The organism is Micromonospora coxensis (assembly GCF_900090295.1).
In the GTDB taxonomy this organism is placed as follows: domain Bacteria; phylum Actinomycetota; class Actinomycetes; order Mycobacteriales; family Micromonosporaceae; genus Micromonospora; species Micromonospora coxensis.
The window spans coordinates 982,250-996,999 of record NZ_LT607753.1 but is presented as its reverse complement, the minus strand read 5'-3'; the positions used below and the strand labels follow the sequence as shown (position 1 = coordinate 996,999).

Genomic DNA, 14,750 nt, shown 5'->3' with positions numbered 1-14,750 from the left:
AGACTCGGCGGTCGACCGACCGAGCCGGAGGACCTGCCGACGATGACGCCCACCGCGACCGACGACGGTTCCCGGCTGCGGCCGGTGCCGGGCGACGGCGTCGGGTCGTTCACCCGGGCCGGTCAGCTCGTGCACGGCCGCCGACGGCTCGGGGAGCTGGTGACGCGACGCCCGGAGGGGATCACCGGGCACCAGTGGAGCTCGGCGACGCGGGAGGAGTTCGACCACGTCGTCTGCGCGGCCGACACCGGGCTGCCGCGCCTGGCGGTCGCCATCGGCCCGGCCGCGCCGGCCGGTTCGCCCGGGCAGCGCGCCGAGCGGATGCGCGACGCGGTCTGCGCCACGGTCGGGCTGCCCGTGCTGCGGATCGAGTCGCCGACGCTGCGCGCCGCCGAGCACGGCCGGCGGATCGTCACGTACGTCCTCGACGCCCGCGAGTACGCCGGTGGCGCGCCCGCCGACGGCCCGGACGCCGACGGGGTCGACCCGCCGGTCGGGTTCCGCGACATCGTCGGCCGGCTGCCGGACGGTCGCCGCGGCCACGTCAACGACCTCGGCGCGCTGACCCGGGCCGACGCCGTCGAGGCGTACGTGTCCCGGCGCCTGGCCGACCCGATCGTGCGTGGCCTGCACGTCCGCTTCCACGACGGGGCGGCCGAGGGCTGGAGCTGGGTCGAGGTACGCCCCGGTCGGTGCCTGGTCGAGCGGGTGACCGTGCGGGAACACCGGTTCTGGTGCGGGGTCGACGCCGCCCGGCTGGCCGAGGACCTCGCCACCGTCGCGGTCGGACAGCGGCTGCGCACGCCGGAGAGCGACGAGCCGACGCTGGTCGACCGGGACGACCTGCGACAGCAGATCCGGGCGTTGCGGGACCGCCGCGACGAGATGGTGGGCGGCTTCGCCTTCGACCACCTCTGCGTCGACTGACCCACCGCCCCGATCGCTGACCGTAGGCGGTCGACGTCCTACGGTTCCCGTCCGTGCCGCTCAGGGCCGTCGTCGAAATTCCGTCGACGAATTCTGCGCTCCCGGTTGAACCATCGCCCACGGGGTTCCGTACTCAAGCGGGAATGGACACGGATCTTCCAGCCGCGCCACCGACGCGGCGGACGGTGCGGAAAGGGCATCGTCGGCCATCGACGTGCGACCGGAACGTCGCAGTGATCCCGACGGGGTGACCCCACCCCGCATTCCGTCGCCCGGCGGGATCACGAGTCAGGTACCGGATCGAGAAGGAGAGCAATTCGATGCGCAGGTCCCCACGGGCGCGCCGGTCATCCGGTAACGCGCGGAGCAAGCGACTGCTGGCGGTGGTCGGCGCCCTCGCGGTCTTCGGCGGGATCGCCGCCGTGACGCAGATCTCGTCGGCGGGAGAACGTCGGCAGAACGCCAACACGCGGACGGTCTCCTCGAACTGTGTGCAGCCGAGTCCCGGCGCCACCTCGCCCGGGGGCCGTACCAGCACCACCCAGACGTGGCAGAACGGGCGCTGGGTGCGCAACCACTGGGGTGACGGCCAGATGTCGGTCGCCGAGTGCCAGTCCGTCAAGGCCGGCAACGCGCCGGTCACCACCCTCGCCTCCAGCGTGAACTGCCCGGACGTGACCGGCCGGCTGCCGCAGATCCCCGATCGGGCCCGTAACGAGGTCGACCGCAACCTGGCTCTGCTGAAGACGCAGATCGACGAGGCGAACCGGCGGTTGGCGGCCGAGGGCAGCCGCAACGGGCAGGACTTCGTCAACAACGCCATCCTGCGCCCGCTGGCCGACAAGCGCCGCGCGACGTTGAACCGGATCGCCACGGCGATCGGCCGGGTGGCGCAGCGCCCGCAGGGCCTGGACCAACTCGCCCAGTGCACCGTCAGCGCCAACAACGGCGGCCAGAACGGTGGCGCCGACAACGGCGGCCAGAACGGCGGCCAGAACGGCGGCGCCGACAACGGTGGGCAGAACGGCGGCAACAACAACGGTGGCCAGAACGGCGGCAACAACAACGGCGGCAACAACAACGGCAACGCGCTCGGCGTCCTGGCGAAGGACTGCGGAAACAGCCGGTTGCAGCCGCACGACGGTTTCCAGAACGGCAACCGCTGTGTCAGCACCGCCTTCGGCGAGGTCGGCGCGGCGGCCAACAACCCGTCGCTGCTGATCACCCAGTTCCCGAACCAGGTGCAGCGCAACCAGGCGTTCACCCTGCGCGTGTCGACCCGGAACCTGGTCCGCGACCGGTTCCTCGCGGCCGGTCAGGGCGGCTACTACCTGGAGAGCTCGGTCCTCAACGGCCAGGGCCTGACCCGCGGTCACTTCCACACCGCCTGCCGGATGCTGGAGAGCACCGACACGGCGCCGTCGAACCCCGAGGCCGTGCCGGCGTTCTTCGTGGCGACCGAGGACGGCCGGGGCGGCAACGAGGCCGACGAGGTGGTCATCCAGGTGCCGGGCCTGCCGCAGAACGGCACCGCGCAGTGCGCGGTCTGGGCCGGTGACGGCTCGCACCGGGTGCCGATGATGGAGCGGGCCAACCAGACCCCCGCCTTCGACGTGGTGCGCATCGAGGTCGACTGACCCGACGTACGTGACGGCCACGGGCCGCCCGGGGACGACTCCCGGGCGGCCCGTGGCCGTGTCCGGACGGCCCGCTGCGCGGTGCTGCCGTCCGGCGTGGTCCGCGCCGCGTGCCGACGGCGCCACCACGACCCGGCCGATGCGCGCCAGGCCGCCCTGCCGGGGCCGACCCGGCCCGGCAACGGACCCGGCCGCCCGCCGAGCCGGCTCCCGGCGGGCCCGGCGGACGGCGGCGTGGCCGACGGGCGGGCCGCCGAGGGTTCCCCACCCGGGCGACGTCGTGGGCGCTCCCGCCCGTCCACACGTGCCCCGTCGCCGCGAACACCAGAAACGCCCCCAGGTTCAAGGGCCGTCCGGAGGCATCTCCCCCTGCCGGTGGCAGGCGGGCCGGGAGAGGTTCGTGGCGAGGCCGGGAGACCGTCAGGGGGCGCGCCTCGCCCCGCCGGCTCGGCGGCCGGGCGGTTGCGGGGTCGGCGCCGGCAGGGGCACGGCGCTGCACCCGCCCGGCAGCAGCGTTCCGGCGGGTCGGTCAGCCGGGGCGGAGGGCAGGGGAGAGGTGCCGCCTCGGCCGGCGTGCACCCTGAGGGCGGACCGGCGGAGATGGCCGCCCCGGAAGGCGTGCGCCGGCACGCCCGGGCTTCTGCGGCGGCCGTGCGCCACGACGGCGGGCGGGGTGCTGGTCGGGCGGCCGGGAGGACCCGGGGAGGTGCCGCGCCGGACGGTGCCGGCAGTGCGGACCGGGCCGAGATGCGGACAGCGCGGTGTCGTCATCCGACAGGTCGCCCCGGGAGTAACTCTCCTACGGTGCGGTCCGGCCGGGTGGAAATTGTGAACAGCGCGAAAAGCGCCGGGGTCGTCACTGATTTCCCAGCGTGACCCCGGCGCGGCGGATCGTGACCCCGCCGGTGGCCGTCAGCGGTTCTTCCACGCCTCGACGACGTTGACGGGGATGCGCCCGCGCTCGGAAATCTCGTAGCCGTTCTTCGCGGCCCATTCGCGGATGGCCCGGTTCTGCTCACGGTCCATTCCGGAGACTCCGGCGCGCGCCGGGCGGCGTGCCGGACGACCGGCGTCCACGTTGCCCCGCCCCATCCGCCGGCCAGCGCTGATGTACGGGTCCAGTGCCTTACGGAGGACACCCGCGTTCTCATCGGAGAGGTCGATGGTGTACGACACGCCGTCCAGACTGAACTCGACGGTCCGATCGGCCTTTCCACCGTCGAGGTCGTCGGTCAGAACGGTGATTACTTTCCTTGCCATCGCCATTACTCCCTGTGTCGGGCGGGGTGTGGCTAAGAGTTTGACGTATCGCACGGCAAATCCGCAACAATATGCGTCCCTTTCATTTGGCGAGTCGCGCAATCGTGGGAAAACCGTGCGCGGTCAATGCCGTGCGGTCGCGGTGCCCGGTGAGCAGGCCGGCATGTCGGGTCGAGGGTGGGTGGACGGCCTTTGCGGTGGCGCCGCCGGGATGTGCCGGGACCGCCGGGGCGGGTCGTGAACGTGGCCTGAGTCACACCGAGGAACAAGGGGAACGCTTTGTGACTTGAGCCTGTCACGCTCAACCCAACCGATAGCAGGTGTTCGATGGCAACTCTTCCGGTACTTCCGCTGACCGACGCCGTCCTGCTGCCCGGCATGGTCATCCCGGTGACCCTCGACCCGACCACCCAGGCCGCGGTCGACGCGGCCCGCGCCACCGGCGACAAGAAGCTCCTCGCCGTGCCCCGCATCGACGGCGAGTACGGCTCCGTCGGGGTGATCGCCACCATCGAGAAGGTCGGCCGACTCCCCGACGGCGAACCCGCCGCCGTGGTGCGCGGCCTCGGCCGGGCCCGGATCGGCTCCGGCGTGCCCGGCCCCGGCGCCGCCCTCTGGGTCGAGGCGACCCCGCTCGACGAGCCCGTCCCCGCCGGGCGGGCCCGTGAACTCGCCCGTGAGTACCGCGCGCTGATGACCTCCGTCCTCCAGCAGCGTGGCGCCTGGCAGGTCATCGACGCCATGGAGCGGATGACCGACCTCTCCGAGCTGGCCGACGCGGCCGGCTACGCGCCGTGGCTCACCCTGGCGCAGAAGACCGAGCTGCTCGCCGCGCCGGACGTCACCGCCCGGCTGGAGCTGCTGGTCGGCTGGGTGAAGGAGCACCTGGCCGAGCAGGAGGTGACCGAGCAGATCAACAACGACGTCCGCGAGGGGCTGGAGAAGTCCCAGCGGGAGTTCCTGCTGCGCCAGCAGCTCGCCGCGATCCGCAAGGAACTCGGCGAGGACGAGCCCGACGGCTCCGCCGACTACCGGACCCGGGTCGAGTCCGCCGAGCTGCCCGAGAAGGTCCGCGAGGCGGCGCTGCGCGAGGTCGGCAAGCTGGAACGGGCCAGCGACGCCTCCCCGGAGGCGGGCTGGATCCGCACCTGGCTGGACACGGTGCTGGAGATGCCGTGGACCACGCGTACCCAGGACAACACCGACCTGGCGGCGGCCCGCGCGGTGCTCGACGCCGACCACGCCGGCCTGGCCGACGTGAAGGACCGCATCCTGGAGTACCTCGCGGTGCGCAACCGCCGGGCCGAGCGCAACCTCGGCGTGGTCGGCGGGCGCGGCTCCGGCGCGGTGCTGGCCCTCGCCGGCCCGCCCGGCGTCGGCAAGACCAGCCTCGGCGAGTCGGTCGCCCGGGCGCTCGGGCGCACCTTCGTCCGGGTCTCCCTCGGCGGCGTGCGCGACGAGGCGGAGATCCGCGGCCACCGGCGCACCTACGTCGGCGCGCTGCCCGGCCGGATCGTCCGCGCGCTGCGCGAGGCCGGCTCGATGAACCCGGTCGTGCTCCTCGACGAGGTGGACAAGCTGGCCGTCGGCTACTCCGGCGACCCGGCCGCCGCCCTGCTGGAGGTGCTCGACCCGGCGCAGAACCACACCTTCCGGGACCACTACCTGGAGGTCGACCTCGACCTGTCCGACGTGCTCTTCCTGGCCACCGCCAACGTGGTCGAGGCCATCCCCGGCCCGCTGCTGGACCGGATGGAGCTGGTCACCCTCGACGGCTACACCGAGGACGAGAAGGTCGCCATCGCCCGGGACCACCTGCTGCCCCGGCAGCGGGAGCGGGCCGGGCTCACCCCCGACGAGGTCACCGTCACCGACGAGGCGCTGGCCCGCATCGCCGGGGAGCACACCCGGGAGGCCGGCGTCCGGCAGCTCGAACGCGCCCTGGCCAAGATCCTGCGCAAGGTCGCGGTGGCCCTGGCCACCGACCCGCAGCCGGTCCGGGTGGACGACGACAACCTGGCCCGCTACCTGGGCCGGCCGAAGTTCACCCCGGAGTCGGCGGAGCGTACCGCCGTGCCCGGCGTGGCCACCGGCCTGGCGGTCACCGGCGCCGGCGGGGACGTGCTGTTCATCGAGGCGACCAGCATGGAGGGCGAGCCCGGGCTGACCCTCACCGGCCAGCTCGGCGACGTGATGAAGGAGTCCGCGCACATCGCGCTGTCGTACCTGCGCTCCAACGGGCGCCGGCTCGGCATCGACCCCAACACCCTCGCCGGGCGGCGGATCCACCTGCACGTGCCGGCGGGCGCGGTGCCCAAGGACGGGCCCAGCGCCGGCATCACCATGGTGACCGCGCTGGCGTCGCTGGTGACCGGCCGGCCGGTACGCCCCGAGTTCGGGATGACCGGCGAGGTGACCCTCTCCGGCCGGGTGCTGCCGATCGGCGGGGTGAAGCAGAAGCTGCTCGCCGCCCACCGGGCCGGCCTGACCGAGGTGATCATTCCGGCCCGCAACGCGCCGGACCTCGACGACCTGCCCACCGAGGTACGCGAGGCGCTGACCGTGCACACCCTCGCCGACGTCGCCGACGTGCTCGCCCTGGCGCTGCGCCCGGCCGAGGTCGACCCGCGGACGCTCGGCGGCCAGACGCTCAGCGCGGCCTGAGCGCACCGCCGAGGCCCCCGGTCGAACCCGGCCGGGGGCCTCGGCGCGCACGTCAGGGGCGGTCGCGCCGCTCGCGCCGCCCGCCGTCGAAGTCCCGGCGCTCGCGCCGGTCACCACCCTCGAAGCGCCCGGCGCCGCTCTCGCCGTCCCGGTCGCGGCGCACGGTCGCCTTGCGGCCCTTGATGGTGCTGCCGCGTAGCCCGGCGATCACCTCGTCGGCGACCCCCAGCGGCACCTCCACCAGCGAGAACCGGTCGGCGATCTCGATCGAGCCGATGTCCCGCCCGGCGAGCCCGGTCTCCCCGGTGATCGCGCCCACCAGGTCCTGCGGGCGCACGCCCGCGCGCCGGCCCAGCCCGATGAAGACCTGGGTGGTGCCGCCGGTGCGCGGCCGCCCACCGCCGCGCCGCTCGCCCCGGCCGCCGGCCTCCGGCCGGCCCTCGCGCGGGGCCCGGACCGCCACCTGCGGGATCTCCTCCTCGTCCTCGGTGGTGGGCCCGGCCGCCTCGTGGGCCAGCTTCACCGCCGCGAGCGCGACCTCCATCATGTCGAACTCGTCCGACAGCGACTCGACGATCACCCGGAACGGGTCCAGGTCGTCCTCCAGCAGCGACTCGCGCAGCGCCGCCTGGGTCAGCTCCAGCCGCCGGGTGCGCAGGTCGGCCACCGTCGGGATCTTGTCGATGGCGATCCGCTGGCCGGTCACCCGCTCGATGGTCTTGAGCATCCGGTGCTCGCGCGGCTCGGCGAGGGTGATCGCCACACCCTCGCGTCCGGCCCGGCCGACCCGGCCGATCCGGTGCACGTACGACTCCGGCGCCGACGGCACGTCGTAGTTGACCACGTGGGTGAGCTGCTCGACGTCCAGGCCACGGGCGGCCACGTCGGTGGCGACCAGCAGGTCGGCGGTGCCGGCGCGCAGCCGGCCCATCACCCGGTCCCGCTGCTCCTGGCTCATCCCGCCGTGCAGCGCCTCGGCCCGGTAGCCCCGGCCGTTCATCGTCTCGGTGAGCCGGTCCACCTCCTCGCGGCTGCGGCAGAACACGATCGCCGCGGTGGGGGACTCCACGTCGAGCACCCGGCCCAGCGCGGCCGGCTTGTGCGCCCGGGCGACGATGTACGCGCTCTGCCGCACCCGGGGCGCCTCGCCGGCCACCGGCCGCTCCCGCTCGATCTGGATCCGCACCGGGTCGGTCAGGTGCTGGCGCGCCATCCCGTCGATGCGCGACGGCATGGTGGCCGAGAAGAGCACCGTCTGCCGCTGGGCGGGCGCGTGCTCCAGGATCGCCTCGATGTCCTCGGCGAAGCCCATGTCGAGCATCTCGTCCGCCTCGTCGAGCACCACCGTGGCCAGCTCGCCCAGGCGCAGCGTCCCCCGGGCGATGTGGTCCAGCGCTCGCCCGGGGGTGGCCACCACGACGTCCACACCCATGTCCAGCGCCCGCAGCTGCCGGCCGATCGGCTGCCCGCCGTAGATCGGCAGCACCCGGGTGCCGAGGTCCTTGCCGTAGCGGTGGAACGCCTCCGACACCTGCACCGCCAGCTCCCGGGTGGGCACCAGCACCAGCGCCACGGGATCGCCGCCGGTGCGCCGGTCCGGCATCCGCTGCAACAGGGGCAGCGCGAACGCGGCGGTCTTGCCCGTACCGGTGGCCGCCTGGCCGAGCAGGTCCTGCCCGGCCAGCAGCGGCGGGATCGCCTCTCGCTGGATCGGGGTCGGCTCCTCGTAACCGAGCGCGGTCAGCGCGGCGAGCAGTTCGTCGCGGAGCCCGAGGTCCGCGAAGACGCTCGCCTCGTCGGTGGCGTCTGCGGTGGTGGGGTCGGTCGGTGCGGGTGCGGAACTCATGGGCAAAGCTTTTCATCACCCCGGCCGGCCCGTCGCGGCGACCGGCACAACCGTCGCCCCCGCCACGTTCAGGCCAGGATGGCGATCACCATGGTCAGCCCGATGGAGATGTCCAGGACGGCGCAGAACTCGGTGTACCCGCGCGGCGCCACCCGGTCCCGACGGTGGTGTACGACGTCCCAGGCGGCGTGCGCCAGCCAGCCGCCGGCCACCAGCCAGCGCGCCGGACCGTCGTCGGCGACGACCGCCAGCGTCGCCAGCGTCCCCCACCCGACCAGGCCGGCGAGCTGGGACGCCACCGCGCCCCGGTCCCGCCAGCTGCGGCGTACCGTGCCGGCCACCAGGAAGCCCAGCGGGAGCACGAGCAGGCTCAGCGCCGGCAGCATCGTCGGGGCGATCCAGTTGTCGACGGTCATCAGCAGCGCCAGCCAGCTCGGCCACCGGGCGACCAGCGCGGCGACGACCGGGCGCCGGGGTGGTGCGGCGGGGTGCGCGTGCCGGTGCCGGACCGCCACCACGACCATCGCCGGCACCATCAGCAGGTGCCCGCCGAGGAGCAGGCCGTCGCCGTCGAGCAGCCCGGTGAGGAACGGGACGAGCAGCAGCAGGTACGGCAGGTACATGGCGGCGACCATCTCGGCGGTGGCCCGGGCGGGATGGCCCCGGTGCCACATCCACAGCGCCATGGCGATCGACATGTCGGTCGCCATGACCAGGGCGGCGACCTCCGGGCGGGCCAGCAGGCCGGAGAAGCCCAGCGCCGCGCCGGCGGTGCGCCACAGCGGGTCGAGCAGCACCATGCCGGCCACCATGGCGACGAACATCGCGAGCAGGTGCCACAGCAGGCGGCGGACGGGTCGGTCGGTGGGCGGGGACGAGGGAACGGTGAGTGTGTGGGACATGTCCCGACCCTGCCGCCGGCCGGCGCGCGAGGGCAGGCGCGTCCGTCACGGATCTGCCGTGCGGAATCCACGGTCGACCCGTGACGTCAGCGGGGTCCGGTCCGGCGTCGCCGCGCTCCGAGACGCGCGGCGCGGTCCTCGGCCGGGCCGGGGTCGGGCGGCGCGCGGCGGCGTCTTCGGCCGGGTCGGGTCGGGCGGCGTCCGGCGGGGTTCCCGGCCGCGCCGGGTCGGGCGGCGCTCGGCGGTGTCGCAGATCGGCCCGGAGCCGACAGCGGCCGGACCGGTCGCCGCCCTGCCGACCCCGCCCGGAGCACGCGTCGGCTCGGCCGGGGACATCGACACACGCCCTAGGATCGGCGGACATGACGGTCGGTGCGACGGGGACGGACCGGCGGCTGCGCCGGGCCCGCCGGGTGGCGCTGGCCTCGCTGGTCGCCGGCGTGGGGTCCACCCTGCTGCTGCCCGGCGTGGGCCTGGCCCGCGAGCCCGACCCGGTCCGCGTCGCGCTCGGCGCCGGCGGGCTGCTGGCCTTCGCCGCCGCGCAGGCGATGGTGCTGCACGCGGCGGTCACCCCGTGGCTGGCGCAGCGCCGGCGCCGCCGCTCGTACGCCCTGCTCGCCGTCGCCGCCGTGGCGAGCGTGCCGCTGGTCGGTCCGGTCGCGGCCGGCCAGTGGGCGACGTGGGCCTGGCTCGGCGCGTCCCTGGTGGGGATGACCCCGCTGCTGCTGCGGCCCGCCGCCGCGCTCGCCGCCACCGGGGCGATCGTCGTCGTCGCGCTGGCGGTGGCGTGGTGGACCGGGGGCTCCGCCGGGACGCACGCGGCCGTCACCGCCGGGGTCGGCGTCGGGGTGGCGGCGGTCAGCTGGGTGCAGATCTGGTTCTGGGACCTGCTCGTCGTGGCCCGGCAGGGGCAGCAGGCCCAGGCCCGGCTCGCCGCCGCCGAGGAGCGCCTGCGTTTCGCCCGGGACGTGCACGACCTGCTCGGCCACGACCTCACCGTGATCGCGTTGAAGGCCGAACTGGCCGCCCGGCTCGCCCCGGTCGACGCCGCGCGGGCCGGCCGGGAGGCGGCCGAGGCGCAGCGGCTCGCCGGGGTGGCGCTGGACCGGGTCCGGGCCGCGGTGCACGGCTACCGGACGGTCGACCTCGCCGAGCAGTTGGCCGCGATCGGGGAGGTGCTGCGCTCCAGCGGGGTGCGCTGCGACGTCGACCTGCCCGCCGCGCGGCTGCCCGCCGCGGCCACCGCCGAACTGGCGGCGGTGCTGCGCGAGGCGGGGACGAACGTGCTGCGGCACAGCCGGGCCACCTGGTGCCGGATCGAGATCACCCGGGAGGACGACGTGGCGACGATGACGGTCAGCAACGACGGCGTCGGGGCGGCCCCGGCCCCCGACGGGCACAGCCACGGGCTGCGCGGGCTGGCCGACCGGCTGGCCGAGGCGGGCGGCAGCCTGCGTACCCGGTGCGAGGGGCCGGTCTTCACGCTGACCGCGACCGTCCCGGTGACCCCGTGATCCGGGTCCTGCTCGCCGACGACGAGGAGCTGATCCGGCAGGCCCTCGCGGCCCTGCTCGGGCTGGAGGGCGACATCGAGGTGGTGACCCAGGCCGGGGAGGGGCGCGCCGCCCTGGAGGCGGCCCGTGCACACCGGCCGGACGTGGCGGTGGTGGACCTGGAGATGCCCCCGCTGGGTGGCATCGAGCTGGCGGCCGAGCTGGGCCGGGCCCTGCCCTCCTGCGCGGTGGTGATCCTCACCGGGCACGGCCGTCCCGGGCACCTGCGCCGGGCCCTCGACGCCGGCGCGCGCGGCTTCCTGGCCAAGGGCGCCCCCGGTGGGGCCCTCGCCGACGTCATCCGCCGGGTGCACGCCGGCGCGCGCTACGTCGACCCGGCGCTGGCCGCCGACGCGCTGACCCTGCCGCCCTGCCCGCTCACCGCCCGGGAGCTGGAGACACTGCGGCTGGTCGGGTACGGCAGCCCGGTCACCGTGATCGCCCGGCGTACCCATCTCGCCCCGGGTACGGTGCGCAACCACCTGAGCGCCTGCGTGCAGAAGCTCGGCGCCGTCGACCGCGCCGACGCCGTCCGCATCGCCCGCGAGGCCGGGTGGCTCTAGGAGCCCTCGACCGGGGCGCGCGCCTCGTCGAACAGCGCCGGCCCGGCGTACGCCACCGGGGTGCCCGGCCGCGCCGGGCGCAGCGCGGCGAGCTGCTCGGCGCTGAGGGCGTACACCACCCGGCCGAGGCCGGAGCGGTCGATCGCGGTGGCGCACATGCCGCACGGCTGGCAGCTGGTGTACATCGTGCTGACCCGGGCCTCGTCCGGCGTGAGGGACCGGGCCGCCCAGCGGGCCAGCTTCAGCTCCGGGTGCGCGGTGACGTCGTCGTCGGTCCGCTCGGTGTTGACCTCCTCGGCCAGCACCCGTCCGTCCCCGCCTACCAGCAGCGACCCGAACGGGCCGTCACCGGCCGCCCGCGCCGCCCCGGCCAACGCGATCGCCCGGCGCAGGTGTCGCTCGTCGGTCTCCGTCAGCACGCTCATCCCGCTGCGGTTCCCCACACCGGCCGTGCTCACACGCCGGTTAGCCTGGCGGTGTGCGTACCGTCGAACTGCTCTGCTCACCGGAGCTGGAGGAGACGGTGCGCGCCGCGTGGGACCGGCTCGCCGTAGCCGGCCTGCCGAGCCTGGCCCGCAACACCCACCCCACCAACCGGCCGCACCTGACCATGGCGTCGGTCGAGGCGTTCCCGCCCGGGGCCGCGGCGCGGCTGGCCGACCTCTTCGACGACGCGCTGCCGCTGGCGGTCCACCTCGACCGGGTCGAGGTGCTCGACGGCAGCGCCCCGCTGGTCTGGCTGGTCCGGCCCACGCCCGAGCTGGTCCGGCTGCACGAGGCGGTCGCCGACGTCCTGGCCGGCGTCGGGGCACAGAACCCGTGGCACCTGCCGGGCCGGTGGGTCCCGCACCTGAGCCTCGCGCTGCGCTTCCGTGACCACGATCGGCGGCTTGCCCGGGCGCTGGCCGGCGTCGACCGGCCGTCGGGACAGTTCGTGGCCGCCCGCAGCTACGACGGCGACACCCGGACCGTGAGCCCGTTGGGCAAGGGCTTTCCCGTCCGGTGACGGTGGCCTAGGCTTGCTCCAGCGCTCCCGTCGACGGTCTGTCCGACCGCCCGACGGTTCTCCGCTGGGCAGGTCCGGCAGGTGGTGACCCCGACGCCATCCCGGAAGAGGCCCCATGCCCCATCGCCAACGGCCGGCCGCCCTCGCGGCCGCCGCACTACTCGCCCTGAGCGCCCTGGCCGTCGTGCCGTCCCTCGCGGCCGCCGCTCCCGACCCGGGCACCCCGGTCAGGGTGAACCAGGTCGCGTACGTCCCCGGCACCCCCAAGCAGGCCACCGTGGTCAGCACGTCGACCGGACCGCTCGCCTGGACCCTGCGTAACGCCGCCGGCGCGACCGTCGCCTCCGGCCAGACCACCGTACGTGGCGCCGACGCCCTCTCCGGCGACGGCGTCCACGTCGCCGACTTCTCCGCCTACGACACCCCGGGCAGCGGCTACGTGCTCTCGGTCGGCGGGAACGACAGCCACCCGTTCGACATCTCCGCCGACACGGTGCGCAAACTGCGCACCGACGCGCTGGCGTTCTTCTACCACCAGCGCAGCGGCACCCCGATCGAGGCGCAGTACGTCGGCTCCCGCTACGCCCGCCCCGCCGGGCACGTCGACGTCGCGCCCAACCAGGGCGACAACGCGGTGCCCTGCCGCACCTCCTGCGGCTACACCCTCGACGTGCGCGGCGGCTGGTACGACGCCGGCGACCACGGCAAGTACGTCGTCAACGGGGGCCTGGCCACCTGGCAGCTGCAGAACATCCACGAGCGCGCCCTGCACCTGCCCGGAGCCGACCGGGCCGCGCTCGCCGACGGCACGCTCGCCATCCCCGAGCGGGCCAACGGGGTGCCCGACGTGCTGGACGAGGCGCGCTGGGAACTGGAGTTCCTGCTGAGGATGCAGGTGCCCGACGGTCGCCCGTACGCCGGCATGGCGCACCACAAGATCCACGACCAGAACTGGACCGGGGTGCCCACCCGGCCGGAGCTGGACAGCCAGCCCCGCTTCCTCGCGCCGGTCAGCACCGCCGCGACCTTGAACCTGGCGGCGACCGCCGCGCAGGCGGCCCGGCTGTGGCAGCCGTACGACCCGACCTTCGCCGCCCGCGCGCTGGCCGCCGCGGAGAAGGCGTACGCCGCGGCGAAGGCCAACCCGAACCGGCTGGCCCCGGCCTCGGACACCACGGGCGGCGGCGCGTACGAGGACGCCGGCGTGGGCGACGAGTTCTACTGGGCGGCGGTCGAGCTGTACGTCACGACCAGGGCGGCCGGCTACCGCGCCGACGTGACCGGCTCGACGTACTACAAGGGCGTCAGCTTCACCACCCGTGGCTACGACTGGAACTGGACCGGCGGCCTCGGCGACACCACTCTCGCCCTGGTGCCGACCGGCCTGCCGGCCGCCGACGTCGCCGCCACCCGGTCGGCGATCGTCTCCTACGCCGACCGGCTGTCGAGCCAGATCGCGGCGCAGGGCTACCCGTCCCCGGGTGCCGGGGGCGACGGGAAGTTCTACTGGGGCTCCAACGGGACCGTCGCCAACAACGGCAACGCCCTGGCCCTCGCCTTCGACCTCACCGGCCAGCAGAAGTACCGCTCCGGGGCGTACGCCGCCCACGACTACCTGCTCGGGCGCAACCCGTTGAACCAGTCCTACGTGGCCGGCTACGGCGAGCGGCCGGTGCGCAACGTGCACCACCGGTTCTGGGCCAACCAGGCCGACTCCGCGCTGCCCACCGCGCCGCCCGGATCGCTCTCCGGCGGTCCGAACAGCGAACTGCAGGACCCGGTGGCCCAGGCCCGGCTCGCCGGCTGCAAGCCGCAGAAGTGCTTCGTCGACGACATCGGGGCGTACTCGGTCAACGAGGTGGCGATCAACTGGAACTCGGCGCTGGCCTGGCTGGCGAACTGGGCGGCGGAGCGGGCCGGCGCCAGCAGCACCCCGCCGGGCCCCACCCCGTCCCCGACCGTCTCGCCGTCGCCGTCGCCGTCCACCCCGCCCACGACCACGCCGCCGGTGCCCGGCTGCGCGGTGACGTACACGGCCAACAGTTGGAGCACCGGCTTCACCGGCAACCTGAGCGTCACGAACAGCTCGCCCGCGGCCTGGTCGTCGTGGACGCTGACCTTCCGGTTCACCGGCGGCCAGCGGATCAGCCAGGGCTGGTCGGGCCGGTTCACCCAGAGCGGCGCCGACGTCACCGTGACCAACGAGAGCTGGAACGGGGCGGTCCCTCCCGGCGGATCGGTGAGCCTCGGCTTCAACGCCTCCCACACCGGCGCCAACCCGGCCCCGGTCGGCTTCGCCGTCAACGGCACGGCCTGCACGCTGCGTTGACCCGCTGACCGGAACCGGGGTCGCCCGCCGCGCACCGGCGGGCGACCCCGGGGTCCGGCCGGC

Annotated in this window: 11 protein-coding genes; 7 read left to right on the top strand and 4 right to left on the bottom strand. The window is 74.9% G+C overall.

Annotation, left to right across the window (positions count from 1 at the left end):
• Positions 1–42: 42 nt before the first annotated feature.
• Together GA0070614_RS04420 and GA0070614_RS04415 are read left to right on the top strand one after the other, a co-directional pair.
• Entirely contained in the window at positions 43–927 is an 885-nt protein-coding gene (locus GA0070614_RS04420) for a PDDEXK family nuclease (RefSeq protein ID WP_088974758.1), read from the top strand.
• Between the two features lie 320 nt (positions 928–1,247).
• The gene (locus GA0070614_RS04415) at positions 1,248–2,564 is read left to right on the top strand and encodes a hypothetical protein (RefSeq protein ID WP_172892366.1); all 1,317 of its coding nucleotides are present in this window, start codon (positions 1,248–1,250) and stop codon (positions 2,562–2,564) included.
• 912 nt (positions 2,565–3,476) lie between these two features.
• Here GA0070614_RS04415 and GA0070614_RS04410 read toward each other — a convergent pair.
• A complete protein-coding gene (locus GA0070614_RS04410) occupies positions 3,477–3,824 on the bottom strand; it encodes a histone-like nucleoid-structuring protein Lsr2 (protein ID WP_088979205.1) in 348 nt (115 codons plus the stop codon).
• A 327-nt stretch (positions 3,825–4,151) separates the two neighbouring features.
• On the opposite strand from GA0070614_RS04410, the gene lon reads away from it, so the two are divergent.
• Positions 4,152–6,488 (top strand): endopeptidase La, encoded by a 2,337-nt coding sequence (gene lon, locus GA0070614_RS04405; protein ID WP_088974757.1) that lies wholly within the window; start codon positions 4,152–4,154, stop codon positions 6,486–6,488.
• Positions 6,489–6,540: 52 nt separating this feature from the next.
• Here lon and GA0070614_RS04400 read toward each other — a convergent pair whose 3' ends face one another.
• Positions 6,541–8,334, bottom strand: a complete 1,794-nt coding sequence (locus tag GA0070614_RS04400; RefSeq protein WP_088974756.1) for a DEAD/DEAH box helicase — start codon at positions 8,332–8,334, stop codon at positions 6,541–6,543.
• A gap of 68 nt (positions 8,335–8,402) precedes the next feature.
• Positions 8,403–9,236, bottom strand: coding sequence for a hypothetical protein (locus GA0070614_RS04395; RefSeq protein ID WP_231933527.1), 834 nt, complete (start codon positions 9,234–9,236; stop codon positions 8,403–8,405).
• Positions 9,237–9,598: 362 nt separating this feature from the next.
• Here GA0070614_RS04395 and GA0070614_RS04390 point away from each other — a divergent pair, with 362 nt between their 5' ends.
• Positions 9,599–10,750: a sensor histidine kinase gene (locus GA0070614_RS04390; protein ID WP_088974755.1), complete on the top strand. Its 1,152-nt coding sequence runs from the start codon at positions 9,599–9,601 to the stop codon at positions 10,748–10,750.
• A complete protein-coding gene (locus tag GA0070614_RS04385) occupies positions 10,747–11,352 on the top strand; it encodes a response regulator transcription factor (RefSeq protein WP_088974754.1) in 606 nt (201 codons plus the stop codon). The genes GA0070614_RS04390 and GA0070614_RS04385 overlap by 4 nt, the downstream gene beginning before the upstream one ends.
• On the opposite strand, the gene GA0070614_RS04380 is transcribed toward GA0070614_RS04385, so the two are convergent.
• Positions 11,349–11,777 (bottom strand): nucleoside deaminase, encoded by a 429-nt coding sequence (locus GA0070614_RS04380; RefSeq protein WP_231933526.1) that lies wholly within the window; start codon positions 11,775–11,777, stop codon positions 11,349–11,351. The two genes, GA0070614_RS04385 and GA0070614_RS04380, sit on opposite strands and share 4 nt — an antisense overlap.
• 53 nt (positions 11,778–11,830) lie before the next feature.
• On the opposite strand from GA0070614_RS04380, the gene GA0070614_RS04375 reads away from it, so the two are divergent.
• Entirely contained in the window at positions 11,831–12,358 is a 528-nt protein-coding gene (locus tag GA0070614_RS04375; protein WP_088974753.1) for a 2'-5' RNA ligase family protein, read from the top strand.
• A gap of 115 nt (positions 12,359–12,473) precedes the next feature.
• The gene (locus GA0070614_RS04370) at positions 12,474–14,687 is read left to right on the top strand and encodes a glycoside hydrolase family 9 protein (protein WP_088974752.1); all 2,214 of its coding nucleotides are present in this window, start codon (positions 12,474–12,476) and stop codon (positions 14,685–14,687) included.
• Positions 14,688–14,750: the final 63 nt, after the last annotated feature.

Coding starts and splice junctions, on each gene's coding strand:
- GA0070614_RS04420 (WP_088974758.1), top strand. CDS start 43: ATGACGCCCACCGCGACCGACGACGGTTCCCGGCTGCGGCCGGTGCCG.
- GA0070614_RS04415 (WP_172892366.1), top strand. CDS start 1,248: ATGCGCAGGTCCCCACGGGCGCGCCGGTCATCCGGTAACGCGCGGAGC.
- GA0070614_RS04410 (WP_088979205.1), bottom strand. CDS start 3,824: ATGGCAAGGAAAGTAATCACCGTTCTGACCGACGACCTCGACGGTGGA.
- lon (WP_088974757.1), top strand. CDS start 4,152: ATGGCAACTCTTCCGGTACTTCCGCTGACCGACGCCGTCCTGCTGCCC.
- GA0070614_RS04400 (WP_088974756.1), bottom strand. CDS start 8,334: ATGAGTTCCGCACCCGCACCGACCGACCCCACCACCGCAGACGCCACC.
- GA0070614_RS04395 (WP_231933527.1), bottom strand. CDS start 9,236: ATGTCCCACACACTCACCGTTCCCTCGTCCCCGCCCACCGACCGACCC.
- GA0070614_RS04390 (WP_088974755.1), top strand. CDS start 9,599: ATGACGGTCGGTGCGACGGGGACGGACCGGCGGCTGCGCCGGGCCCGC.
- GA0070614_RS04380 (WP_231933526.1), bottom strand. CDS start 11,777: ATGAGCGTGCTGACGGAGACCGACGAGCGACACCTGCGCCGGGCGATC.
- GA0070614_RS04370 (WP_088974752.1), top strand. CDS start 12,474: ATGCCCCATCGCCAACGGCCGGCCGCCCTCGCGGCCGCCGCACTACTC.